The 26,586-nt window shown below is 45.0% G+C and carries 17 protein-coding genes and 1 tRNA gene; 12 read left to right on the plus strand and 6 right to left on the minus strand.

What is annotated here, in order from left to right; translation table 11 throughout:
* From BCU07_RS00385 to BCU07_RS00430, 10 genes are all read left to right on the plus strand, one after another.
* Positions 1-660: a TetR/AcrR family transcriptional regulator gene (locus BCU07_RS00385; RefSeq protein WP_017062933.1), complete on the plus strand. Its 660-nt coding sequence runs from the start codon at positions 1-3 to the stop codon at positions 658-660.
* Positions 660-1,997 carry an efflux RND transporter periplasmic adaptor subunit gene (locus tag BCU07_RS00390; RefSeq protein ID WP_050053092.1) on the plus strand — a complete coding sequence of 446 codons (1,338 nt, stop codon included), beginning with the start codon at positions 660-662 and terminating at the stop codon, positions 1,995-1,997. The genes BCU07_RS00385 and BCU07_RS00390 overlap by 1 nt, the downstream gene beginning before the upstream one ends.
* Positions 1,994-5,101, plus strand: a complete 3,108-nt coding sequence (locus tag BCU07_RS00395) for an efflux RND transporter permease subunit (RefSeq protein ID WP_102428409.1) — start codon at positions 1,994-1,996, stop codon at positions 5,099-5,101. Before BCU07_RS00390 ends, BCU07_RS00395 begins: the two co-directional genes overlap by 4 nt.
* Before the next feature lie 293 nt (positions 5,102-5,394).
* Positions 5,395-5,919 (plus strand): phosphatase PAP2 family protein, encoded by a 525-nt coding sequence (locus BCU07_RS00400; RefSeq protein WP_017062930.1) that lies wholly within the window; start codon positions 5,395-5,397, stop codon positions 5,917-5,919.
* A 54-nt stretch (positions 5,920-5,973) separates the two neighbouring features.
* Positions 5,974-7,029: an MJ1255/VC2487 family glycosyltransferase gene (locus BCU07_RS00405; RefSeq protein ID WP_102321198.1), complete on the plus strand. Its 1,056-nt coding sequence runs from the start codon at positions 5,974-5,976 to the stop codon at positions 7,027-7,029.
* Between the two features lie 346 nt (positions 7,030-7,375).
* Positions 7,376-8,335, plus strand: a complete 960-nt coding sequence (leuO, locus tag BCU07_RS00410; RefSeq protein ID WP_102428408.1) for a transcriptional regulator LeuO — start codon at positions 7,376-7,378, stop codon at positions 8,333-8,335.
* A 201-nt stretch (positions 8,336-8,536) separates the two neighbouring features.
* Positions 8,537-10,345 (plus strand): AMP-dependent synthetase/ligase, encoded by a 1,809-nt coding sequence (locus BCU07_RS00415; protein WP_102428407.1) that lies wholly within the window; start codon positions 8,537-8,539, stop codon positions 10,343-10,345.
* A 460-nt stretch (positions 10,346-10,805) separates the two neighbouring features.
* Positions 10,806-12,563 carry an acetolactate synthase 3 large subunit gene (locus BCU07_RS00420; protein ID WP_017062926.1) on the plus strand — a complete coding sequence of 586 codons (1,758 nt, stop codon included), beginning with the start codon at positions 10,806-10,808 and terminating at the stop codon, positions 12,561-12,563.
* A 1-nt stretch (position 12,564) separates the two neighbouring features.
* Entirely contained in the window at positions 12,565-13,059 is a 495-nt protein-coding gene (gene ilvN, locus BCU07_RS00425; RefSeq protein ID WP_008219984.1) for an acetolactate synthase small subunit, read from the plus strand.
* 113 nt (positions 13,060-13,172) lie between these two features.
* Positions 13,173-15,056, plus strand: coding sequence for a diguanylate cyclase (locus BCU07_RS00430; RefSeq protein ID WP_102428406.1), 1,884 nt, complete (start codon positions 13,173-13,175; stop codon positions 15,054-15,056).
* 582 nt (positions 15,057-15,638) lie between these two features.
* Here the strand turns inward: BCU07_RS00430 and BCU07_RS00435 are convergent.
* Both BCU07_RS00435 and pykF read right to left on the minus strand, forming a co-directional pair.
* Positions 15,639-16,310 (minus strand): GntR family transcriptional regulator, encoded by a 672-nt coding sequence (locus BCU07_RS00435; RefSeq protein ID WP_080582236.1) that lies wholly within the window; start codon positions 16,308-16,310, stop codon positions 15,639-15,641.
* Between the two features lie 176 nt (positions 16,311-16,486).
* Positions 16,487-17,899, minus strand: coding sequence for a pyruvate kinase PykF (gene pykF, locus BCU07_RS00440; RefSeq protein WP_017061403.1), 1,413 nt, complete (start codon positions 17,897-17,899; stop codon positions 16,487-16,489).
* A 429-nt stretch (positions 17,900-18,328) separates the two neighbouring features.
* Here pykF and BCU07_RS00445 point away from each other — a divergent pair, with 429 nt between their 5' ends.
* Together BCU07_RS00445 and glmS are read left to right on the plus strand one after the other, a co-directional pair.
* Positions 18,329-19,099, plus strand: coding sequence for a DeoR/GlpR family DNA-binding transcription regulator (locus tag BCU07_RS00445; protein WP_017061404.1), 771 nt, complete (start codon positions 18,329-18,331; stop codon positions 19,097-19,099).
* A gap of 107 nt (positions 19,100-19,206) precedes the next feature.
* Positions 19,207-21,039: a glutamine--fructose-6-phosphate transaminase (isomerizing) gene (glmS, locus tag BCU07_RS00450; protein ID WP_017061405.1), complete on the plus strand. Its 1,833-nt coding sequence runs from the start codon at positions 19,207-19,209 to the stop codon at positions 21,037-21,039.
* Between the two features lie 102 nt (positions 21,040-21,141).
* Here glmS and BCU07_RS00455 read toward each other — a convergent pair whose 3' ends face one another.
* From BCU07_RS00455 to dnaG, 4 genes are all read right to left on the minus strand, one after another.
* On the minus strand, positions 21,142-22,410 hold the full coding sequence (locus tag BCU07_RS00455) for an O-acetylhomoserine aminocarboxypropyltransferase/cysteine synthase family protein (RefSeq protein ID WP_102428405.1): 1,269 nt from the start codon (positions 22,408-22,410) through the stop codon (positions 21,142-21,144).
* A gap of 204 nt (positions 22,411-22,614) precedes the next feature.
* Positions 22,615-22,690 (minus strand) — tRNA-Ile (locus BCU07_RS00460).
* A 163-nt stretch (positions 22,691-22,853) separates the two neighbouring features.
* Positions 22,854-24,698 carry an RNA polymerase sigma factor RpoD gene (gene rpoD, locus BCU07_RS00465; protein ID WP_048614894.1) on the minus strand — a complete coding sequence of 615 codons (1,845 nt, stop codon included), beginning with the start codon at positions 24,696-24,698 and terminating at the stop codon, positions 22,854-22,856.
* 99 nt (positions 24,699-24,797) lie between these two features.
* Complete coding sequence (gene dnaG, locus BCU07_RS00470; protein WP_102428404.1) at positions 24,798-26,549, minus strand: DNA primase; 1,752 nt, start codon at positions 26,547-26,549, stop codon at positions 24,798-24,800.
* Positions 26,550-26,586: the final 37 nt, after the last annotated feature.

Here is a 26,586-nt window from a genome sequence, read left to right on the forward strand (position 1 = left end):
ATGGCAGCGCGTAAAGCAGGGCGACCTCAACAGAATCTAGATGTACGGCAGTTACTCATTGAGCACGCTCGAGATCTGTTCGTGGTTCAACCGTACGACAAGGTATCGACTCGCTTAGTTGCTGAGCGAGCGGGTGTGAATATTGCGATGATTCGCTATTACTTTGGCAGTAAAGCCGGATTGTTTGAGGCGATGCTGCGTGAAACATTACGCCCTATGCAATTACAAATGCAGAGACTCGTTGATGAAAGCAGTCATGAGAACTTTCTTGATTTAATGCGGACTTACTACAAAGAGATGGTCAAAGTGCCGAAGTTTCCTCGCTTGATAGCCCAAGTGATGAATATGCCTCCCTCTGAAGTGCAAAGAGAGTTGCTCGAAAAGGTTTTCCTCGATGTTGCAAAGCCAGCCCAAGATGTCATTTTTGAAAAGTTGGTTGAACAAGGCATCTTAAAACAGAACATGGATCCAAAATTGTGCCGTATTTCGTATGTAAGCTTGATGGTGTTTCCTTTCATCGCTCCGCCGCCTTTATTGGCAATTCATGGGATTGAGATTAATGAAGAATTTCTTAATCGTTTAATCGAACACAACATTCAACTGATGACTGAAGGCTTTATCAACGCGCCGAGCCCTTCTTCCGTGCAGGACCAAAGATAATGAAAATAAATAAAAAACTACTCTTCTTTCCAGCACTTGCGGTTGGTGTGATTGGCCTTGTCGCCGCGATTAACTTGAAGCCGGATCTTCCAACCAAACCTGCGGGTGATAGGGCTCGCTTAGTTGATACTGTGAGCCTAGAACAACAACTGATAGCGCCGTTAGCGGTCGGCTTTGGCAAAGTGGTGCCTAAAGTTGAATGGAAAGCGATTGCTGAGGTGACAGGACAGATCGTGTATCGACATCCAGATCTTGAAAAAGGCCAGGTGATCCCTGCAGGAACGGTCGTGCTCAAGGTTGATCCATTGGATTACGAATTGAAACTGATACAAGCAGAGGCGGATCTAAAATCAAGCCAAACCTCATTAGCGAAATTGAATCAAGAAGAAGACAACCTTAATCAGACTCTTAAGATCGAAAAGAATCGTTTGGTGATCAGCAATAAAGAGCTACAACGTAAACAGGATCTGCGTAAGAAAGGGCTCACCTCTCAATCGGATGTCGACCTGCAACAACAAAGCGCATTGTCTCAGCAGAAGTTGGTATTAGATATCGCGAACCAAATCGCGTTGATGCCAGATGAAAAGCGTGTTGCGGAAGCGGTGATTAAGGTCAACGTGTCTAAGGTAAAAGAGGCGCAGCGCTCTCTCGATAAGACCACGATCACTTTGCCAAGAGCGATGCGAATTGCTCAGGTTGATATCGAACAAAATCAAGTAGTAAACCTTCAGCAGGAGATGTTTATTGCTCACGGGATTAATGTCATGGAAGTAGAGGCGCAACTTTCTATTCACGATATGCAAACTTTAGCCTCCAGCTTTAACCAATTTCCTCGCGATGCTGCAGGAATCCCTAATCCTTATGAAGCGCCAATCAAAGCAAGCATTCAACTTAACAGCGGCAACCTGAACCTCAGTTGGCCAGCGAAGGTGGCAAGAATCAGCGAAACAGTTGATGAAAACCAAGCGACGGCGGGGATTATTCTCGAGATCGCTCAAGATTACTCACAATTGCAACCAGACAGCGCGACGCCTTTGGTTAACGGTATGTTTGTCAAAGCTGAGATTGAGGGTGTCGCCAATCTAAGTTGGGTGGTTCCAGAGCGAGCACTGCATGGTGATAAGGTTTACCTGATGGATGACAACCAGCGTTTGCAAGTGGTCAATGTTGAAGTGCTTTATCGCAGAGACAATCAAGTGGTTGTGAGTGGAGAGCTACAAACTGGAGATAAACTGGTTCTCAATGATGTCCTGCCAGCAATAGAAGGCATGTTACTGAGAGAGTCCAACTCTGAAGAGGCTGAGCTTGAATCAGATACTCAGGAGAGTGCGTCATGATCAAGTTTTTCTCTCGGCACCCAACAGCAGCAAACTTGTTGATGCTTGGGTTGTTGATCTTGGGTATAAGCTCACTATCAACCATCAAACGTGAAACCTTCCCCGCTTACGATCCGCCTTACATTATGGCTGCGATTGTTTATCCCGGCGCCTCTCCACAAGAAGTGGAAGAGAGCTTGTGTGTGCGAATGGAAGATGCAGTAGACGGCTTAGCCAACATTGAAGAAACTCAGTGTGAAGCGATCGAAGGCAGCGCTCGTTTAATTCTAAAGTTAAATGAAAAAGCGGACATCGGCCGAATGCTGGTGGATGTGCAAACCCAGATCAACTCGATCAATGATTTCCCGACTGAGATTGAATCGCCTGTTGTTCAAGAGCTGGATTGGAATGAACCGGTTGTCGATATCGCTATAACAGCCGAAACGTCGTGGCCTGAACTCAAAGCTTACGCCGAAGACCTCAAACGTACCATGAAGCTTGATTACGATGTCTCTTTGGTCGAGGTCAGCGGCTTCTCTGATCATCAATATCGAGTGGAACTGGATACGCAAGCCATTCGTCAGCTGGGGTTGAGCGTCGGTGATATTGCGGATCAGATTGGCCGTCAAAATGTAAAACTGCCGAGTGGTAACGTTGAAACACCAGACAAAAACTTTCTGATTCGTTTCGACGAGAGACGAATTACGCCTGTTGAACTGGAAAGCATCGTGGTTGGATCTGCGCCTAATGGTTCGGTGATTCGCTTAAGGGACATAGCCAAAATAACCGACCGCTTTGAGCTTGATGAACAGAAGGTACTGTTTGATGGTAAGCCTTCTGCGCTATTGAAGATCAGCAAAAACAAAGAAGATGATGCGCTGCGAATCAAAGAGAACGTGACCCGATTCGTTGAAGATCAAAGCGCGATTGCCCCTGATGGTGTGACATTGCAAATGACCAATGATCTCTCGTCTGTGCTTTGGGATCGTTTAACCATGATGGTACGCAACGGCTGGCAAGGTATTGTGCTGGTGTTCGCAACTATGTGGCTGTTCTTCAGCTTACGTTATTCATTTTGGGTGGCGGCAGGGTTGCCAGTTGCCTTCCTTGGTGGCTTGTTCTTAATGGCCAACCTTGGTTTGTCGATTAACATTATGTCGCTGGTCGGGTTGTTGATGGCAATCGGTATTATGATGGATGACGCCATCGTGATCGCCGAATCGATAGCCTCCCATTTAGATCGGGGGCAAAACGTTGACGATGCGGTGTACAACGGCGTTAAGAAAGTGCTTCCTGGAGTACTGTCTTCTTTCTTAACCACGGTGTGTATTTTCGGTAGCTTACTGTTTCTTGATGGCGAGATGGGTGCGGTGCTTAAGGCCGTTCCTCAAGTATTGATTTTGGTGCTGTCGTTGAGCTTGATTGAAGCCTTCCTGATTCTACCTAATCACTTATCTCATTCATTACATAAAGAAAAAAATGATAAGCCAGCGCTGCGCTTTAAAGTGGTGTTGCTTGAGAAGTTTGAGAACTTCCGTAATACCACTTTGATGAACATGGTTGAGAAAGTCGTGACCTTCCGTTATGCCTTTATGGGCGGAGTGATTACGTTGTTGTTACTTTCGGTCGCCTTGATTGCTGGTGGCGTTGTTAAGTTTCAACCTTTCCCTGAGCTAGATGGTGATATCGCCGAGGCGCGTATTATTCTTCCGCCGGGCGCATCACTGTCTCAAACCGAGAAAGTGGTCGACAAAATTGTCGCGTCTGCTGAGCGTTTGAACAAGCAATGGAGCGAAGAGGTTGAAGAAGGCAATACACTGGTCGAGCACATAACTAGCCAATTCAATGCTAACGCCGATGCCAATGAATCTGGCCCGCACTTAGCCACAGTGCGCTTAGATTTACGCGGAGCAGAGAGTCGTAATACGGTTATCGATGATTTCATTGATGCGTGGCGAGAGGATATTGGCGATTTAGCGGATCCTATTTCATTGGTGTTCAAGCAACCGACTATGGGGCCGGGCGGTCGTGCTATTGAAATCCGCGCCAAACACGATGACCTGAGCGCATTGAAATCCGCTTCTTTGGATATTCAGGAGTACCTTAATCAGTTCGATGGGGTGCACGGCGTGCTTGATGATATGCGCATGGGTAAAGAAGAGATTTTGGTTAAGCTGCGCCCTGGAGCCGAAACCTACAATGTGAATGGGCAGATGATTGCGTCTCAGTTACGAGCGGCTTTCTTTGGGCAAACGGCGGATGAGATTCAAATCGGCGTTGAAAATATCTCGATTGAAGTGCGTCTTGATAAGGAGCAAGCGGGCGACATACAGCAGCTAGCTAACTTCCCAATCATTACCGCAGATGGCAGTCAGATCCCGCTAGCAACGTTGGCGACATTAGATTTCCAGCGTAACTACGTGCGAATTCAGCGTATTGATGGGCTGAGAACCATCAGTATTTTTGGTGATATTGATAATAAGAAAGCGAGTTCATCCGCGATTTTGGCTCAGTTCCAAAAAGATGAAGCCGCCAAACTTATTCAGAAGTACCCGGGTTTACGCTTTGATTTCGAAGGGGAGGCCAAGGATGCAGCCAAGACTGGCGCTTCGATGGGCAAAGGATTCTTGCTCGGCTTATTCGGCGTGTTTGCGATTCTTAGCTATCAGTTCAGAAGCTATTTAGAGCCTGTGGTCGTGATGTTAGCGATTCCACTCGCTTTTATTGGGGTGGTCGTTGGTCACTGGATACTTGGCCATTCTTTGAGTATGCCAAGCATGATGGGCTTTGTGTCGCTTGCCGGGATTGTGGTTAATGATTCCATCTTGTTGGTGCAGTACATTCGTCACCATGTCGATGAGGGAGATAGCGTGCATGACTCGGTGGTAAAAGCCAGTCGTGAGCGTTTCCGAGCGGTATTCTTGACCTCAATGACGACTGCGGCAGGTTTGCTACCGCTGTTGACGGAAACTAGCTTACAGGCTCAGGTTATCCAGCCATTGGTTATTTCGATCGTATTCGGCATATTTGCCTCGACCTTACTGGTGCTGTTTATGATCCCTGCTGCTTACGCGATATTGGCGGATTTCGGTTTGGTTAAAAAGCACGAGCCACTAGCGCTATAGCCTTTAGCGTTTAATTATTTGCGAGCTCTATTATCATTAGCGAACGCTATAACCATTGACACGATAGAAGTAGCGTTTGCTTGCTTATATAAAGAATTGAAAACATAGAAGAATAAAGCGGCCTTGGGTCGCTTTATTTTTATCGGTCGCTTCTATCGCCATCCTGACTTGATCCATTGACCTGTCTATCAAGCATGGGAAATTTCATTTTAGTTCATTCAAAACGTCACTTAACTGTCATTTGTTGGGCATAACTTGAGCCTTAACTGAATAAGGATTGTTAAGGAGATCGTATGCGTACTATCGAACCTATTGTCCGCTGGGATGTGGCATTTTCTGTTTTCTGTTTAAACAACCGCTATGGCGGGCAACATGCAACGCTCAGTAAAGCGGTGTCTCATACTGGAGATGGACACCTTTATGTTTTGATTGCCTTGATTGCACTGCTGGTCGATAGCAACACCGGTCGAGACTTTCTTTTGGTGGGCTTAACCGCCTTCGCAATCGAACTGCCTATTTACTGGTTTGCTAAAAATACCCTCAAGCGCCGTCGACCAGCTGAATTCTCTTCACTACTTCACTCTCATATTGTGCCATCCGATAAATACAGTCTGCCTTCAGGGCATTCCGCTGCTGCTTTTGTTATGGCGACCCTAATCGGGCATTTCTATCCGAGCTTGTACCTCTTTAGCTTGGTGTGGGCAACTGCGATTGCAGGCTCTCGAATCCTGCTCGGTGTGCACTTTTTAACGGACGTACTGATTGGCGCAGCCTTGGGCATCGCTTGTACCAGCCTCGCTATCAGCTTCATCCTGTAATTATTTTGTTGGCAACCACTGCCGAGCTTAAGTGGTAAATTTAAAGGAACATGCATGAAAATTTTATATGGCGTACAAGGCACAGGAAATGGGCACATCGCTCGAGCGAGAGCAATGGCCGTCGCTTTTCGTCAGCAAAATATTGATGTCGATTTTCTGTTCTCTGGGCGAGATGAGAGCAAATACTTTTCGATGGAAGCGTTTGGCAACTATCAGACCCGCAGCGGCTTAACTTTTTACAGCGAGCAGGGGCAGGTTAAATACGGCAAAACATTCATGAAGAACAACATCTGGCGATTTCTCCGTGAGATTAACCAGATCGATCTTACGCCTTATGACTTAGTGATTAATGATTTTGAGCCTGTCACTGCATGGGCGGCTAAGAGACAAGGTGTGCCATGCATTGGGATAAGCCACCAGAATGCGTTTCGTTATGATGTACCCAAAGAAGGGGGCAACTGGATTGAACATTCAGTGATTCAACATTTCGCCCCAACCGAGCACTCTATTGGCTTGCACTGGTATCACTTTGAACAGCCGATTTTGCCGCCTATCGTTCACACGCTGGTTGGTGAGCAACAAATAAAAACAACACAAGACTTTACGTTGGTCTATTTGCCATTTGAGGATCTTGAGTCGATCTCAGAGCTGCTGATGAAGTTCATTTCGCAAAACTTTGTCTGTTACCACCCGGATGTGATTGAGCATAGCCGAGTTGAAAATATTGAGTTCAAACCACTGAGTCATGCGGGCTTTCAATTCGACCTCAATCAGTGCTCTGGTGTGGTCGCAAATGGCGGCTTTGAATTGCCATCTGAAGCCCTAACTTTGGGGAAGAAATTGCTTCTCAAACCACTCGAAGGACAGTTCGAACAACAGAGCAATGTGGCGACGCTAGAGGCCCTTGGGTTAGCTCAAACCATGACGTTTTTAGATGCGGCTATCTTGCGCGCTTGGCTCAGTGAAAAACAGGCCGAAGTGGTCACCTATCCAGACGTGGCAAGTGCACTCGTTGAGTGGGTATTAGCAGGGAATTGGTCTAATCAAGATGATTTAAGAAAGCAACTTTGGGACAAGGTCGACTTTCCAAGTTATGCATCGCTCACCTAACTCATAAGTGCTATTTCTGAATTGACCGGTTGAACAATTCACGAGTTCAATAAATTGTAACAAATGTAACCAAACGATAGAACAGCTAAATAAGTCGAAATTAAACTCATAAGTGACGCATTTTATGTTTTTTTATAACTCTATAAATAATTGATTTTTAGATGTTGTTTAATCATTAAGGTAAAATAAAATTATTCTTTATCAATCTTGTTGGTAGCTCGAGATGCATTGGTTAATAGTAATGTCAATCCGAAAAACATCGGTCTGATAAATATAAGAATTAGTGGTTATCTATTCTCATACCATTACCAATTTAACGCTGTCGAACCGACAAGAGGCAACTTGAATGTTAGATAAGAAAGACGCAATGAGTGCTATTGCAAGCTACAGAATGGAAAGCACACTTCGTGGAGTCGACTTAAATCTTTTGACTGTATTTGATGCAGTTATGCAAGAGCAAAACATTACACGTGCAGCTCACAATCTGGGTATGTCTCAGCCTGCTGTAAGTAACGCTGTTGCTCGTCTAAAAGTGATGTTTAACGACGAACTATTCATGCGCCAAGGTCGTGGTATTCAACCGACTCAACGTGCTCGTCAGTTGTTTGGTCCTATCCGCCAAGCGCTACAGTTAGTACGCAACGAACTACCAAGTTCTGTGTTCTCTCCAGAGTCGTCTTCTCGCCTGTTCAAACTTGCGATTTGCAGCCCTTGTGACATGCGTTTTGCACCTAAGATTATGTCGACAATTAACGAGCAAGCACCAAGCGTTAAACTGCACATGGACGCTGAGTTCGATCGTCAGCTTTCTGAGCGTATGCGCTACCAAGAAATCGACTTCGTGATCGATTACGCTCGCTTTGATGAGCAAGGTTTCTCAAGCACTGAAATCTTCCAAGATGAGTTGGTTGTTGTCGCTTCTGCTTCTCACCCACGCATTAACGGTGAAGTAACAGCGGCAGAGCTGCTTAACGAAAAGCACGCGAAATTGTCTCGCATTCACGGTCAACGTAGCTTCTCTGAGCAAGCTTACCGTGACCTAGACTGCATGCCTTTCTACGAAGGTACGAGCTTGAGCAACGTTCTTTACGTTGTAGGCCAGTCTGAACTAGTAACAATTGCTCCTCGTTGGATGGTAGAACATGCAGCAAACAAAGAGCAGCTTCAGATTCTAGATTTCCCATTCGATAATTCGGCGATTTCTGGCTTCCTAAGCTGGCACGAATCAAGTGAAAAGGATAAAGGACACATTTGGTTACGAGATCAGTTAATGATGATCTGTGGCGAAGTAGTGGCGCTTAACTAAGCACTAAACTCTATGATTTATAAGCCCTAAGCTGGGAGTCTGGCTTGGGGCTTTTTTGTACCTGCTATTTTTGTTGATAGAAAACTTAGCGTGATACGTACTATTACTTATAACTTTGAGCTTCATCAGTTGCCTTTTCCATGATCAGAGGTACACTTGTGCGCTCAAAAAAGCTTACAGGTGTAAGCCAAAGGTAAAGAGATGGCCAATTTAGATTTTCATATCGTAAAAAGACTTCGTGACCAAATTGCCCAAGGCGGCAACCGTACAGCTTTGAAGCACAAAGTAGATAATGTATGGCAAGGTATTAGCTGGCAGCAGTTTGGACAACAAATCGATACGCTTTCATTAGCACTGTTGGCTCAAGGACTGAGAGTTCAGGATAAGATCGGTATCTATTCGAACAATATGCCTCAATGGACCGTGGCAGATTTTGCATCGTTACAAGCACGCCTTGTGACTGTGCCGATTTATCCAACGAATACAGCAGCACAGTCTTCTTACATCATCCAAAATGCAGATGTGAAGATCTTATTCGTTGGTGAGCAAGTTCAATTCGATGCGGCGGTTAGCCTGTTTGAAGAGTGCGAGCAGCTAGAAGTTGTTGTGGCTATGTCTGATGACATCGACCTGCAAGGACACAGCTTTGCCGTATCTTGGAATGACTTCATGGCGCGTGGCGTTGAAGCACAACAAGCTGAACTTGACGTGCGTCTTGCTGATGCAAGCATGGACGACCTGCTGACTCTTATCTATACCTCTGGTACCACAGGTCAGCCAAAAGGCGTAATGCTTGATTACACCAACATTGGCTACCAGTTAGAAGGCCACGATGAGCGCCTTAGCCTGAGCAAAGACGATGTCTCATTGTGTTTCCTACCGTTATCACACGTATTTGAGCGTGCTTGGACGTTCTACGTTCTTTATAAAGGCGCAACCAACTGCTACCTGCAAGATACGATGCAAGTGCGTGATGCGCTAAGTGATGTGAAACCTACTGTAATGTGTGCGGTTCCACGCTTCTACGAGAAGATCTTCTCTGCGATTCACGAGAAGGTATCTAAAGCACCATTTATTCGTAAAGTGCTATTTACTTGGGCGGTGAACATGGGAGCAAAGCTTTCAGTTTGTCACCAAGTAGGTCGTACTCCATCGTTGATGCTGAAGAAGAGCCATGCGCTAGCTGATAAGCTTGTGCTATCTAAACTGCGCGCTCTACTCGGCGGTAACATCAACTTCATGCCTTGTGGTGGAGCTAAGTTAGATGAAACCATCGGTCGCTTCTTCCATGCTATCGGTATCAACGTAAAACTTGGCTACGGCATGACAGAAACCACAGCAACGGTGTCTTGCTGGGATGACCGCTGCTTTAACCCTGATTCTATCGGTATGTCGATGCCGGGCGCAGAAGTTAAGATTGGTGCTAAGGACGAGATTCTTGTTCGCGGTCCAATGGTGATGCGTGGCTACTACAAGATGCCAGAAGAGACAGCTAAGACATTCGATGAGCACGGTTTCTTGAAAACCGGTGATGCGGGTCATTTTGATGAAAATGGTAACCTGTTCATTACTGATCGTATCAAAGAGCTGATGAAAACTTCTGGTGGTAAGTATATTGCCCCGCAAGTGGTTGAAGGTGCGATTGGTAAAGATCACTTTATCGAACAGATTGCTGTTATCGCTGATACACGCAAATTCGTTTCTGCGCTGATTGTTCCTTGTTATGACTCGCTAGAAGAGTACGCCAAAGAGCTTAATATCAAGTATCACGATCGCGTTGAACTTGTTAAGCACCACCAAATCGTCGAGATGCTAGAAAAGCGTGTGAATGACCTACAGCAAGAACTGGCTAAGTTTGAGCAAGTGAAGAAATTCAAACTGCTACCAAAAGCATTTTCTATGGATGATGGTGAACTGACACCAACTCAAAAATTGCGTCGTAAAGTTATCAACGATAAGTATCAAGACGAAATCGAAGAAATGTACAACGAAAAGCCTAAAGATAAGTAGTTTTCTGCTTAGATAAATTTTCAGTTGTTTAAAAATCCCCCTACGAATGTGATTGCATTTTTAGGGGGATTTTTTGTATCTAATGACACAGCACAATGTGCGAAAGCGCACACCAGCAAGCTCGCGGTTTATCGATAAATAGCGATCTATTAAAATATTAAGTGCTTTTTTTTGTTCGCTAACTAGTTTTTAAACCTGGCGTGTGGGGCTGAGTTGGGTTTTATTTAATGCTTTGAGCTAATAGTTGGTTTTTTGGCACAGTTGCCGAATAACAGGTGTTAGACCAGATGATAATAAAGCGTTAAAGTTGTTTCGTATTACTGTTTGTTGTTATCACGACAGACAGCCATAGCCGAAAAAGTGGAAGTATTTCGAATTAGGCTACGAATAAGCCCTAGACTATGAAAAACCAGCCCAACATGTTCACCAAATATGATTGGAAACTGGTGAGGAGAGCAATATGACAACAAAACCTGAAACAGCCATGTCATCCGGCGCTGAAATGTTATCCGGCGCTGAGATGGTGGTGCAGTCTCTAATTGAAGAGGGTGTAGAACAAATCTTTGGTTACCCAGGTGGTTCTGTACTTGATATCTACGATGCGTTGCATGCTAAAACTGCTGAAATTAAACACGTATTAGTGCGACACGAACAAGCCGCTACCCACATGGCAGATGGCTATACTCGTTCTACCGGTAAACCGGGTGTAGTACTTGTGTGTTCTGGTCCAGGTGCGACCAATACCGTTACTGGTATTGCAACCGCCTACATGGACTCAATCCCAATGATTGTTATTTCTGGTAACGTACCAAATAACCTCATTGGTAATGACGCCTTCCAAGAGTGTGACATCGTGGGTGTATCACGCCCGATCGTTAAACACAGCTTCTTAGTTAAGAAAGCGGAAGATATCCCTGAAGTCGTTAAAAAAGCATTCTATATTTCAACGACAGGACGTCCCGGTCCTGTGGTTATTGATCTGCCGAAAGACATCTTAAACCCACAAATCAAGCTTCCTTATGAATACCCAGAAACGCTCAAAATGCGTTCGTATAACCCAACGGTTACGGGTCATAAAGGTCAGATCAAAAAGGCGCTAAAAGCCCTTCTTGAAGCGAAGAAGCCGGTACTTTATGTCGGTGGTGGTGCGGTTATTTCTGAGGCAGATAAGCCGCTGTTAAAATTAGCAGAGGCACTGAATTTACCTGTGGTAAGCACCCTAATGGGGCTTGGCGCTTTCCCTGGCACCCATAAGAACTCTTTGGGTATGTTGGGCATGCATGGTTTATATGAAGCCAATATGGCGATGCACAATGCGGATTTGATCTTTGGTATTGGCGTACGTTTCGATGATCGAACGACTAATAACCTAGATAAGTACTGCCCTGATGCGAAGATCATGCACATTGATATCGACCCATCTTCGATCTCTAAGAACGTAAAAGTGGATCTACCGATTGTAGGTTCTGCTGAAAAGGTTCTAGAGAGCATGGTGAACTTGCTCGTTGAGCAAGGCGGCACTAACGATGCAGAAGCGATTGAAAGCTGGTGGAGTGAAATCAAGCAGTGGCAAGAGCGTGACTGCCTAGCTTACGAGAAATCGTCTGAGCGCATCAAACCACAGCAAGTAATTGAAACACTGCATAAAGTAACCAATGGCGATGCCTATGTTGCTTCTGACGTAGGTCAACACCAAATGTTTGCTGCTTTATACTACCCGTTTAACAAGCCACGTCGTTGGATTAACTCTGGTGGTCTAGGCACGATGGGCTTTGGCCTGCCTGCTGGTATGGGCGTTAAGTTTGCTAAGCCAGATGAAGAGGTGGTTGTGGTAACCGGTGACGGCAGTATTCAAATGAATATCCAAGAGCTGTCGACTGCGCTGCAATACAATATCCCGGTTAAGATTATTAACCTTAACAACCGTTTCCTAGGCATGGTAAAACAGTGGCAAGACATTGTTTATCAAGGCCGTTACTCTAACTCATATATGGACTCTGTTCCTGATTTTGCTGCTATCGCTGAGGCTTATGGCCACGTTGGTATGCGCATTTCATCTCCGGATGAATTGGAATCAGGTTTGGAAAAAGCACTGGCGATGAAAGACCGTTTGGTATTTGTCGATATTAGTGTGGATGACACCGAGCACGTATACCCAATGCAGATCAAAGGCGAGGGTATGGATAACATGTGGCTAAGCAAAACGGAGAGAACATAATATGAGACACATTATTTCACTACTAATGGAAAACCAACCTGGTGCGCTTTCTCGTGTGGTTGGCTTGTTTTCTCAGCGTGGCTACAACATCGAGTCTTTGAACGTATCTCCAACCGATGATCCGACGCTGTCTCGTTTGAACGTCACTACTAACTCGAGCGAAATGCAGCTTGAGCAGATTCAGAAACAACTGCATAAGCTAATCGACGTACTTAAAGTACAAGAAGTGTCTGAACTTGAACACATTGAACGTGAGCTGTTGATGGTAAAAGTACGTGCGAGCGGCTTTGCTCGTGCGGAAGTGAAGCGCACAGCGGATATCTTCCGTGGTCAGATCGTTGATGTTACGGCTTCTCAATATACGGTTCAAATGGCGGGTACTAGCGAGAAACTGGATGCCTTCATTCAGGCGCTGTCTGAAGTGACGGAAGTGCTTGAAGTAGCTCGAAGTGGTGTTGTTGGCATCGCACGAGGCGAACGTGCGTTGAAAGCCTAGACGATAAGTCTTTAAAAAATAACTTTAAAGCCGCTTTTTTAAGCGGCTTTTATTTTGTTAATTTTTTAGAGTGCTATAATCCCGCGCTGCACTTCCATTCATCTGAGTTAGCAATGCGAAATAAAAAATCAATAATTACATTGCTGATTATCTCTATCATATTGTCTTCTGCAGTATGTCTGTATTATTTGCAGCGCTACAAAGAAGTAAAACAGCAGAGCTTTGACTACTCAGCTAAGCAAGCCGTTCATCAGTTAGTGTATGCCAAGCGAGATTATGATCTTCTCAAGACTCAGTTAGTCTCGGTCATGGAGCTACTCAGTCATAGCCAGAGCTTGGTTAACTTTGCTTCCTCTCCCTCAGACCAAACCAAACATCTACTTGAAGAGGTCTGGCAATCTGTTCTCGTGAACCAGAAGTGGTATACACAAATCCATCTGTTAGATGTCACTGGCAAAGAATTGGTGCGTGTTAACTATTCCTCTGATACCGGTAAAGTGACGTTTCCTCAACAGCTGCAAGATAGGTCGGATTCTAACTACTTCCAATACGCTCAAAAACTAGAAGCCGAACAGATTGGCGGTTGGGGTATTGAGCTTGAAACTGAGCATGGTGAAGTCACCTTCCCTTATTCGCCGGTAATCCGTGTCTTTACCCCAGTAGAAACCCCTGACGAAAGAGTAGGCTACCTCGTCATCAATCTTGATGTATGGGGCTTATCGTCGCGTCTGAGCTTTTCACCAGATAACGATCTTAGAGCAGAAGTTCTCAATGACGCGGGTTACTTCATCGCGAGTAACAACAGCGGTAAGTTGTTCGGAGACTCTATTCCTGAAAGAAAAGGCTATAACCTGAAAAATATCGCGCCGAAGACGTGGGATGCGATCTCCAATGATCAGGTGGGATACGTTTTTGAAGATGGTAATTTGTTTGCCTTTAACACGGTTATGCTCGCGAACAGTCAAAAGGTCCATTTACTGATTCAACTTAATCAAAAGCAACTGATGGATCGGGCTGAGCGTGATCTAGATGATTTGGCCCATGAAGAGATCATTGTTCTGATTACGGTGCTGATATTCGCTTTCCCGTTTGCTTACCTTGTGACGCACTGCCGACGCCGAAGCCTAGAGAGTAAATTGGCACGCGCCGCATTGAATGGTATGTCGGCAGTGATGATCTCTGACAAGCAGCACCGCACAATGATGATCAACAACGAATTTGAGAACATGACTGGGTACTGCAAAAAACAGGTGATCGGTCAAAATGCATTGCAGTTGCTGCTTGAGAATACCGACCAAGTGCTCTCAAGCTCGGCTATTTGGAGTCATTTAGAGCAAGAAGAAGTATGGGAAGGGGAGGTTCAGTGTAAGAACAAGCTGCGTATTCCTTTTACTGCGATCATGCGAGTGCATGCGGTCAAAAACAATTCAGGCAAAGTAAGTTACTACATCACCTCGTTGGTTGATATTTCCGTAAGGAAGGAGCTTGAGGTACGTTTGAGGATTTTAAGTGAACGTGACTCTTTGAGTAATCTCTGGAACCGACGAAAATTCGAAGAGCAGCTGGCCTACTATTCTCGCTTAGTTGAGCGTTACCCGATCGAAGCGACCACCTGCTTAGCCTTGGTGGACATCGATAACTTCAAGCGAATCAATGATGAGCTTGGCCACGACGAAGGTGACCGTGTGATCGCTGGTGTTGCTAAACTTCTGCAAGATAGCCTTCGTGGGACGGACTTTGTTGCACGTGTTGGAGGAGAAGAGTTTGCACTCTTGATGCCACACACCTCACTGCCAGAAGCAAAGCGCGTATTGGATCGCTTGCGAATTGAGATTGAGCTAGCTGCCGGAACTAAGATAACGGTGAGTGTTGGCTTTACGGATTTAACCAGTAACAGCACTCGCTCATACAAGTGTGCGGATGTTGCGCTTTACGAATCTAAATCGTCTGGCCGTAATACGGTCTCTATGTGTCCTAGCTACGATGATGTCGCTTAGGTTCGCTTCTATCTAGTCCTGTCTTCTATTTGCTTCACCTCTTCAAGTCGCGCCCCGACTCCTTTTTCCTTTCCCTCTTTTTATTAGGAATCTCACTTTTGAGCGACCTATGTCACAAAATCTATACAGTTAGACTAAAGTCTAATGCTGGTGGAAATTTGAGCTAAAATGAACAATAAGTAAACTACCTTGCTTCAGATTACATCGTGCTTAACGGTGTAATAAATAGAGTGTTTACCAGATGTAAAAGGATGACACCGTTAACTTAATTCAACTGATTAGCTAGCCTTTTCAATGGTTTGAAAGGCAGCAGTAGAATTAGGTTAGCTGGAGCAAGAGTTTGGGGATCATACAGTCTGGTTAAAAGAGGCGTGGTATGTTTGTCGATTTTTTAGTGAGGTTAACCATAGGCACATTAGCCATTCTTGGCTTTCAATTGAGTGCTTTGTATTTTTTACCTATGGTTGTGCTACTCAATACTCATCACAAAGAGTTTTTTGGGTGGTAGTTCAGTCGTAATACTGGAAACAAAAAACGGAGCCATTGGGCTCCGTTTTTATTTGGTTAGAAGCTACTTTAGCGTTATGCCGCTTCGATAACTTCTTCAATTCGTTTCATTGAACCTAGCAGGTGTTGATCAAGCAGTTCAGTCGCTTGTTCTACATTCTTAGAGAGTACTAGTTTCATGATCATTTCGTGTTCATCAATATTGAACAGATCATCTGATGCGCTTTCTGCAGACATAGCGAGGAAGCGGTAACGTTTCACTTGGTTAATTAGGTCATCAAAGAACTTAAACATGTTCTCTGAATCTGCACCTTCAAGCAGTGCGACATGGAATTGCTGGTGGCGCTCTTCCCATTCTACACAGTCAAACTCTTCAGATACGTACTGTACTCGCGATAGTTTATGGTAAGACGTTAGTACATCCAGTTCCCAGCTCTCATCACCTGCTGCAATCGCTTTTTTAAGCAGAACCGATGATACAACACGAAGGCTTTCGTATAGGTCATTCAGTTCTTTCTTTGATACAGGAGATACCCAGCAGCCTTTTTGTGGCTCTAGCTTTACGTATTTGCTCCAAGATAACTGTACCAAGGCTTCGCGAATAGGGGATGCGCCAACGTTGTAGCGTGCTTTTAGATCAGCAACAACAAGCTTTTGGCCTGGGGTTAACTCACCATTAAGAATATCTTGGCGAATCATCTTTGATACTTTGTCAGTGAGCGTAGGACTAGACATTACAAACCTCATCTATATATGATTTCTAGTCTGCTAATCCGTCTCTTAGAAAGAGTCAGTTGGAGGTTAACAGTACGTAGTTCTATTGTTATTGATAATACAGCGTACTGAAAAGTTAGGCAAGATTTTGTTTCATAAAAAAAGAGGGCCGAAGCCCTCTTTTATATTTTATGCGAATCGGTTCATTCTTATAGAACGTGAACAGATGCCGTGTTTGTAGTACCAGAAGCTACTAGAGCACCAGAAACCATAACTACGATGTCGCCTTTGTTACCTAGGCCAGATTGTAGAGCGATTTCTTTACCGTTGATGTAGAACGCGTCTGTGTTCTCGATAGAGTCAACAAGAACTGGCTTAACACCTTTAGTAAGAACTAGCTGTGCAGCTGTCTTTTCGTTAGTTGTTAGAGCTAGGATGTTTGCAGTTGGGAAGTACTTACGTACTGAACGTGCAGATTTACCGCCTTCAGTTGCAACAACGATTAGAGGAGCAGCTAGCTTCTCTGCTGTGTCTACAGCGCCTTTACATACTGCTTCAGTGATACGTAGACGTGGGCTGTCTAGACGAGAACCTAGCTCAGCTTTAAGAGCTGAATCAGTACGGTTCGCGATTTGAGCCATGATAGTAACAGCTTCAACTGGGTACTTACCTTTAGCAGTTTCACCAGAAAGCATTACTGCATCAGTACCATCCATGATTGCGTTCGCAACGTCACCCGCTTCAGCACGAGTTGGACGTGGGTTGCTGATCATAGAGTCAAGCATTTGAGTTGCAGTGATAACCATCTTACGTGCACGGTTACACTTCTCGATCATCATCTTCTGAGCGAAGATTACTTCTTCAGCTGGGATTTCAACACCTAGGTCACCACGAGCAACCATGATGCCGTCAGAAGCTTCAAGGATTGAATCGAAGTTATCTACACCTTCTTGGTTTTCAATCTTAGAAATGATGTGGATGTTCTCGCCGCCGTTAGCGTTTAGAAGCTCACGGATTTCTTTAACGTCTTCTTCTTTACGGATGAAAGAAGCAGCAACGAAATCTACGCCTTGCTCACAACCAAACTTAAGGTCAGCTTTGTCTTTCTCAGAAAGAGCAGGAAGTTGAACAGAAACGCCAGGAAGGTTAACACCTTTGTTTTCGCCTAGAGCACCGTTGTTAAGAACTTTACACTTAACTTCAGTTTCTGTTGTTGCGATAACTTCCATTTCGATTAGGCCGTCATCAACAAGGATAGTGTTACCTGCTGTTAGGTCTTTAGCGAAACCTAGGTAAGTTACTGCTACTACGTCTTTGTTACCAACAACTGTTGCGTCAGTTGTGAAAGTGAACTCTTGACCAGCTACTAGATCTACGTCGTTACCATCTTCAAGTTTGATAGTACGGATTTCTGGACCTTTAGTATCTAGAAGGATAGCAAGTTGCTCACCTTTGTTTTCCATTACTTTACGGAAGTTCGCGATACGAGTGCCGTGCTCTGCGAAATCACCGTGAGAGAAGTTAAGACGCATAACGTTCATGCCAGCATCTACTAGTTCAGTTAGCTTCTCTACAGATTCAGTTTTAGGGCCAATCGTACATACGATTTTGGTCTTTTTCATGGAAGGTACTCTCCGGTAAGTATTGTTACAATTTGAAATTTATTTAAGTTCTGAAGATTGGTCCGCTACATCAACATTTTGTGCCTGTTGTGTAAAAGCGCGGGACTTCCAATATGTCCTTCAGAGTTGTAAGTCTTTCATCAATTTTAGTCATTTTATGACTAAAAGATTTTGATTCAATATCGGTTTTCTGTGACTTACCCCACTATATAGGGGGTAAGTTGCAAAAAAATAACAGTCAGTTTTGTAATTTTTTTTCTTTTCGGGTGCGGATTCTACCACCTAATGAGTTCAATATCACTGTTTAACAATTGTCTTAGGACAAGGTTTTATCGCTATTTATTAATTTTTTGGATCAAAATAAATGGACTAAATAGTTTCGTTGTAACTATAATATGTTTCATATCGAAACTTAATGGCCTTTTTTAAATGTCGAAACGAAACACCCAGCTCAGAAGACATGCAATTTCTAACCTAGTGAATGAAAAAGGGGAGGTTAGTGTTGATGAATTATCCGCTAAGTTCGAAACCTCAGAAGTCACTATTAGAAAGGACTTGGCGTCTTTAGAGAAAAACGGTCAGCTTTTACGCCGTTATGGTGGTGCGATTTCGTTACCGAAAGAGGTTGTCAACGAAGAACTGGGTCAACAAGTTTCGACTCGAAAGATTTCATTGGCAAAAGCCGCTGCAGATTTAATTCGCGACCATAACCGCATCGTGATCGATAGTGGCAGTACGACCGGTGCTCTAATTCAGCAGCTTAATGCTAAGCGTGGCTTGGTTGTTATGACCAACTCATTGCACGTTGCTAATGCGCTTAATGAGCTTGAAAGCGAGCCGACGTTATTAATGACTGGCGGCACTTGGGATACCCATTCGGACTCTTTCCAAGGCAAAGTTGCAGAGTCGGTACTTCGTGCTTACGATTTTGACCAACTATTTATTGGGGCTGATGGTATCGACCTCGATAGAGGCACAACCACGTTTAACGAACTGGTTGGCCTGAGCAAAGTAATGGCTGAAGTGTCACGAGAAGTGATCGTGATGGTTGAGTCGGAAAAGGTGGGACGAAAGATCCCGAACTTAGAGCTGGCATGGGAACACATTGACATCTTAATTACCGATACAGACTTAGGCGAAGAATCCAAAGCAAGTATCGAATCACATGATGTTCGAGTGATCCTGACCGATCCAGCGTAAAAACAAATTTAAGTATTATGCATTTACCTTCCTATAATTGATCTTAATGAAGATTTGGCCTTTGCTTGCTGCCAATAGGAATAAAACAAAATTGATGGAGTGAAACTATGTGTGGAATTGTTGGTGCAGTAGCACAGCGTGATGTAGCTGAAATTTTAGTAGAAGGCCTTCGTCGTCTAGAATACCGTGGCTACGATTCAGCTGGTGTCGCTGTAGTCGATACTGAATCTAACCTAACTCGTGTACGCCGCCTAGGTAAAGTACAAGAGCTAGCTGACGCAGTAGAAGAGCAACAAGTGATTGGTGGTACAGGTATCGCTCATACACGTTGGGCGACACACGGTGAGCCGTCTGAAGCGAACGCACACCCACACATGTCTGGTGATATTGCCGTTGTACACAATGGCATTATCGAAAACCACGAAGCACTGCGCGCTATGCTGCAAGAGCGTGGTTACGTATTTACTTCACAAACGGATACAGAAGTTATTGCTCACTTAGTTGAGTGGGAACTTCGCACTTCAGCTTCTTTGGTTGAAGCGCTACAGAAAACAGCAAAACAATTAGACGGTGCGTACGGCACGGTTGCGGTTGATCGTAAAGATCCTAGCCGTATCGTTGTAGCTCGTTCTGGTAGCCCGATCGTTATCGGTTTTGGTGTCGGCGAGAACTTCCTTGCTTCTGATCAACTGGCGCTACTGAGCGTAACTCGTCGCTTCATGTACCTAGAAGAAGGTGATGTTGCTGAGGTAACTCGTCGTGATGTTACGGTATTTGATGTAGCGGGTGAGCGTGTTGAGCGTGAAATCGTTGAGTCAAACGCTGAACACGACGCAGGTGACAAAGGTCAATACCGCCACTTCATGCAGAAAGAGATCTTCGAGCAGCCAACAGCGCTGATCAATACAATGGAAGGCCGTATCTCTGACACTTCGGTTATCACTAACGCGATCGGCGTTAAAGCTGAAGAGATCCTAAGCAAGGTTGAACACGTGCAGATCATCGCATGTGGTACGTCTTACAACTCAGGCATGGCAGCGCGTTACTGGTTTGAATCTCTAGCTGGCGTAAGCTGTGACGTAGAGATTGCTTCTGAATTCCGTTACCGTGATTTCGTTGTTCGTCCGAACAGCCTATTGGTGACTCTGTCTCAATCTGGTGAAACGGCGGATACGCTTGCTGCACTTCGTCTTGCAAAAGAGAAGGGTTATATGTCTGCAATGACTATCTGTAACGTTGCGGGTTCTTCACTGGTTCGTGAATCTGATTTTGCCTTCATGACTCGCGCAGGAACAGAGATCGGTGTTGCTTCTACTAAAGCTTTCACAACTCAACTAGCAGCGATGCTGATGATGGTAACGTCAATTGGTCGTCTACAAGGTCGTATCAATGAAGAAAAAGAAGCGGAAATCGTTCAAGCACTTCACCAACTGCCTGCTGATATCGAGAAAGCATTAGCGTTCGATAAAGAAATTGAAGCACTGGCACCTGATTTTGCTGATAAGCATCACACACTGTTCTTGGGTCGTGGTGAGTTCTACCCAATCGCGATGGAAGCGTCTCTTAAACTGAAAGAGATCTCTTACATCCACGCAGAAGCATACGCAGCTGGTGAGCTTAAGCACGGTCCTTTGGCTCTTATCGATGCAGATATGCCTGTAGTCGTTATTGCACCAAGCAACGACTTGCTAGAGAAGCTGAAATCGAACGTTGAAGAAGTGCGTGCTCGTGGCGGTCTACTTTACGTATTCGCTGATGAAGATGCGGGCTTTGAAAGCGATGAGAACATGAAGATCATCAAGATGCCTCACGTAAGTGAAGTAACAGCGCCTATCTACTACACAGTACCGATGCAGCTGCTGTCTTACCATGTCGCACTAATCAAAGGTACCGACGTTGACCAACCTCGTAACCTAGCGAAAGCGGTAACAGTTGAGTAATCGACAGCTTACCTAAGATATAGATAATAAGAAGCCCATCCTGTGATGGGCTTTTTTATGTCTGTTAGTTAACGATCAGTGTTAGAGCTAGCTGTAGCGTCATTAAGCGCTCAGTGCTTGCTCTAGGTCAGCCAAGATATCGTCAATGTGCTCGATACCTACTGATAGGCGAATCATCTCCGGTGATACACCGGCTTGTTTCTGTTCAGCTTCGCTTAGTTGACGGTGTGTCGTCGAAGCTGGGTGACAAGCGAGAGATTTCGCATCGCCAATGTTAACTAAGCGCTTGAAGATTTGCAGTGTATCATAGAAGCGAACACCGGCTTCATAACCGTCTTTTAAACCAAAAGATAGAATGGCCGATGGCTTACCTTGCATGTACTTTTCAGCGAGTGGATAGAATTCTGAATCAGGCAGGCCAGCGTAACTTACCCAACTGACTTTCTCGTGTTGCTTGAGGTATTCCGCTACTTTCAAGGCATTCTCTGTGTGTCGCTCCATGCGTAGCGACAACGTCTCCAAACCTTGCATCAACATGAAAGCATTCATTGGTGACAGTGCTGCACCTGTATTACGTAGGGGAACCGTTCTAGCACGACCAATAAACGCAGCCTCACCAAAGGCCTCGGTATAAACCACGCCATGATAAGAAGGCTCTGGCTGATTAAACACAGGGAAGCGGTCCTTGTGCTGTGCCCATGGGAATTTACCTGAGTCGACAATCACGCCACCTAACGTTGTACCGTGACCACCCACGTATTTAGTTAGTGAGTGCACCACGATGTCAGCACCAAAATCGATAGGTTTACACAGTACAGGCGTCGCCACCGTGTTATCAACAATCACAGGTACACCTTGTGCGTGAGCAAGTTCAGCAACACGCTCTAAGTCGATAATATTACCTGCTGGGTTACCGATACTTTCGCAGTAAACCGCCTTGGTTTTTTCGTCAATCAGTGCCGCTAAGCTTTCTGGTTTATCGTCTTTAGCAAAACGAACTTCGATCCCTTGGTTTGGCAGCATATGAGCAAATAGGGTGTAAGTACCACCGTAAAGCTGAGGTGTTGAAACAATGTTGTCACCGATTTGCGCCAACGTCTGAATCGCATAGTTGATCGCAGCACTGCCCGCACTTACCACTAAGCCTGCGATACCTCCTTCTAAGGCGGCCATGCGTTTTTCTAACACATCATTGGTTGGGTTCATTATGCGAGTGTAGATATTGCCTGGCACCGCAAGGTTGAAGAGGTCGGCGCCGTGTTGTGCGTCATCGAATTCGTACGCGACGGTTTGGTAGATTGGAGTGGCAACCGATTTGGTTGTTGGATCAGTGTCGTAACCGAAGTGAATCGAGAGTGTTTCGTCTTTCATGAGTCTTCCCTGAACTATTGAGCGATTTATGTACTCTCATATTGCCGATTTTTTTATAAAAGAAAAGTATGTTTAGTCACAGAGAGGCAATTGGAATTGTGTGCGGGACGATTCGTTTTTGGTTCGGAAGTGCAGGGTGTGATTGGTACTGAATCAGAAAAGCAAAAAGCCAGAGCAGCGTGAACTGTTCTGGCTTTTCTAATTTGGTGGCCCCTCCCAGATTTGAACTGGGGACCGAACGATTATGAGTCGTGCGCTCTAACCACTGAGCTAAGGGGCCGTAGGGCATAGATTATAGGGGAAGCATTCAGTGGTGTCTAGACACTATAAGGGGCAATTCCGCTTACATCTTAGCCACTTAAATCATACGGATAAAAAAAAGGTGAGCCAACGCTCACCTTTTCTAATTTATGCTTAAAAGCTAACCACACTAAAGCGTGTGATTACTCGTCTAGGAAGCTACGCAGAGTTTCTGAGCGGCTTGGGTGACGAAGTTTACGCAGTGCTTTTGCTTCGATCTGACGGATACGTTCACGAGTTACGTCGAACTGCTTGCCCACTTCTTCAAGAGTGTGGTCAGTGTTCATGTCGATACCGAAACGCATACGCAGTACTTTAGCTTCACGAGGAGTTAGGCCAGCAAGAACGTCTTTAGTTGCACCGCGTAGGCTTGTTGCCGTTGCAGAGTCTAAAGGTAGTTCTAGCGTTGTATCCTCGATGAAATCACCTAGGTGCGAATCTTCGTCGTCACCGATTGGTGTCTCCATTGAGATTGGCTCTTTAGCGATTTTCAGTACTTTACGGATCTTGTCTTCAGGCATTTGCATGCGTTCAGCTAGCTCTTCCGGAAGTGGTTCACGACCCATCTCTTGTAGCATTTGACGAGAGATACGGTTTAGTTTGTTGATCGTTTCGATCATGTGAACCGGAATACGGATAGTACGAGCTTGGTCGGCAATCGAACGAGTGATTGCTTGACGGATCCACCAAGTAGCGTAAGTAGAGAACTTGTAACCACGACGGTATTCAAACTTATCTACGGCTTTCATCAGACCGATGTTACCTTCTTGGATTAGATCCAGGAATTGTAGACCACGGTTTGTGTACTTCTTAGCAATCGAGATTACTAGACGTAAGTTCGCTTCAACCATCTCTTTCTTCGCACGACGAGCTTTCGCTTCACCGATGGACATACGACGGCTGATATCTTTGATGCTTTGAACAGTAAGAGACGTTTCACGTTCGATCATATCCAGTTTTTGGATAGAGCGACGGATGTCGTGCTCGTTACGTTTGATCTTTTCTGCGTATGGCTTGTCTGAAGCAAGAACTTCATCCAACCATGCTTCGCTAGATTCGTTGCCAGTAAATAGAGCAATGAAAGATTTCTTCGGCATTTTGCCGTACTCAACCGTTTGACGCATGATTAGGCGTTCTTGAGTACGTACGCGATCCATAGAGTTACGCAGTTCGTTTACTAGGTAATCAAACTGTTTTGGTGTTAGACGGAACTCTTTGAATACGTCTTGCATCATTGTTGTTGCAAGCATTGCTTTCGGGCTTTCATGGCCGTACTCGTTGATCGCTAGCTGACGGTTCTGGTAGCTAGTACGAAGCGCTGTGAACTTCTCAAGAGCAAGCTCAGGATCGATACCTGTATCTTCTTCTTCCTCTTCCTCGTCGTCTTCAGCGTCTTCTTTGTCTTCGTCTTCCAGATCAGTTTCAGCAAGTTCTGAACCGATGTGAGTCGCCGTTGGCGCAGCTGTGCCATCGTCGTCAGGGTCAACAAAGCCATTGATTAGGTCTGTTAAGCGAATCTCTTCTGCTTGTACGCGGTCAAACTGTTCCAAGATGTATGGAATAGTGCCTGGGTACTCAGCAACCGATAGTTGAACTGTATTGATACCATCTTCAATACGTTTCGCAATGTCGATTTCGCCTTCACGAGTCAGTAGTTCAACCGTACCCATTTCACGCATGTACATACGAACTGGGTCAGTAGTACGGCCAATCTCGCTTTCTACGCTTGAAAGCGCAGCAGCTGCAGCTTCGGCTGCATCTTCATCTATATTGGCATCGTCATCATTAAGTGCTAGATCATCAGCATCAGGTGCAGTTTCAACTACCTTGATACCCATGTCGTTGATCATTTGAATGATGTCTTCTACCTGTTCAGAATCCACGATTTCTGCAGGTAGGTGGTCGTTTACTTCGGCGTAGGTCAGATAGCCTTGTTCCTTGCCTTTAATAACAAGTAATTTAAGCTGTGACTGCGGATTTTGATCCATAGATGATATCCAACTTCAGGTCTGGTGAAGGACGTTGCATTCTCAAATGCAAACCAATTATGTTAACAAATTTATTAAATGCTGACTAATCAAACAGGGTTACGCTTTTAGATCTAGCATTAAAGCTAGTAGCTCCCTTTTTTCTTCGGCTGATAAACCGACGCTTCTTGCTTTGGCCTGCAGGTTTTCAATTTGTTTTTCAACGCACTGGGCAAGTATATTGTCCAATGAGTCTAAAAATATGTCTTCTTGATTGTCTTCGTCGAGGGGGATTTCCCAGCTCGCGAGACGAGACAGAAGAGCCTCATGTTTATTGTGTCGCCAATGCTCTAATAATTGGCCTGTGTTGATATGGGGATGCGCATGGCATTTATCAAGTACTTCGACGAATAAACTTAGTCCAGGCAGCTGTAAGCCTTTGACACTTGATAAATCCGGTACCATATCAGCATAGCTCGGATTTTGGATAAGCAAAGCGATAACTTCACGCATTGGAGTGCGTTTCAGCTCTTTATGCGGTTGAGGTATCGGGTTCTGTGTATGAACACGCGCACGTCGCAATTGGTTATCAAATCCAGTTCGCTCATCGAGCAATTTTTCGAGCAACTCTTGGAAGTAACTGTCAGGGATTTTGTTAATCAATGCGCTAGCGTGTGCGCGCAGTGCCGATTTCCCTTCGGTTGTTCCCAAGTTTAACTTGTGTATTTCAATCAGGTTATCGAACAAATAGGTCGAAAGCGGCGTCGCATTGTGGACCAGTTGTTCAAAAGCGGCTTTGCCATGCTCTCTAATATAGCTGTCTGGGTCTTCACCGTCGGGCAAGAACAGAAACTTAAGCGTGTTACCGGTTTTGAGATACTCAAGTGCGTTTTCTAGTGCGCGCCATGCGGCCTCTTTACCTGCTCGGTCACCATCGTAACAACAAACCACAGTGCTGGTTTGACGGAACAACATTTGAACATGGTCGCCGGTTGTCGAGGTGCCCAGTGATGCTACTGAGTAATCGACACCATATTGCGCGAGTGCCACGACATCCATGTAACCTTCAACCACAAGTATTTGCGGCGGTTCACGGTAGGCTTGCAGCACTTCATAAAGGCCGTAAAGCTCTTTACCTTTATGGAAGATAGGCGTTTCTGGTGAGTTGAGGTATTTTGGTGTGCCGTCTTCTAATACACGACCACCAAAACCAATTACACGGCCACGACGATCACGAATTGGGAACATTACGCGTCCACGGAATCGGTCGTATCGGTTACCTTTATCGTTCTCAATTAGCATGCCGCCAGTCACGAGCATGTCTTGGGCTTCTTTCTGTTGGCCAAAGTTCTTACGAACTAAGTCCCACTCATCGGCCACATAACCAATACCAAACTTCTGGACGATCTCGCCCGAAAGGCCACGATTCTTTAGGTAATCAATCGCAGGTTTGTTGGCTGATATTTTCAATTGAGAGCGGTAAAAATTACTGATGCCGCCCATCAAATCGTAGAGGTTACGTTTTTGTTCGCTGTTGGCTCTTGGTGCTGTTGATATCTCGCCGCTGCGCTGCTCTCTAGGAACATCGAGGCCTAAGAAAGAGGCAAGCTCTTCAATAGCTTCAACAAAATCGAGACGTTCGAACTCCATAATGAAGTCGATAGCATTACCGTGTACGCCACAACCAAAGCAGTGATAAAACTGTTTTTCTTGGCTTACGCTAAAAGAAGGGGTCTTTTCGTTGTGGAATGGGCAACAAGCACCATAGTTTTTGCCTTTTTTCTTAAGTTTCACGCGTGCGTCCACAATGTCGACAATGTCGAGACGCGCTAGGAGATCATCGATGAAACTACGCGGGATGTGTCCTGCCATAAAACCTTAGAAAAATGCACTAACTGAGAGTGTGGAT

Source organism: Vibrio sp. 10N.261.54.E10 (genome assembly GCF_002877735.2).
GTDB classification, from domain to species: Bacteria; Pseudomonadota; Gammaproteobacteria; order Enterobacterales; family Vibrionaceae; genus Vibrio; species Vibrio crassostreae_C.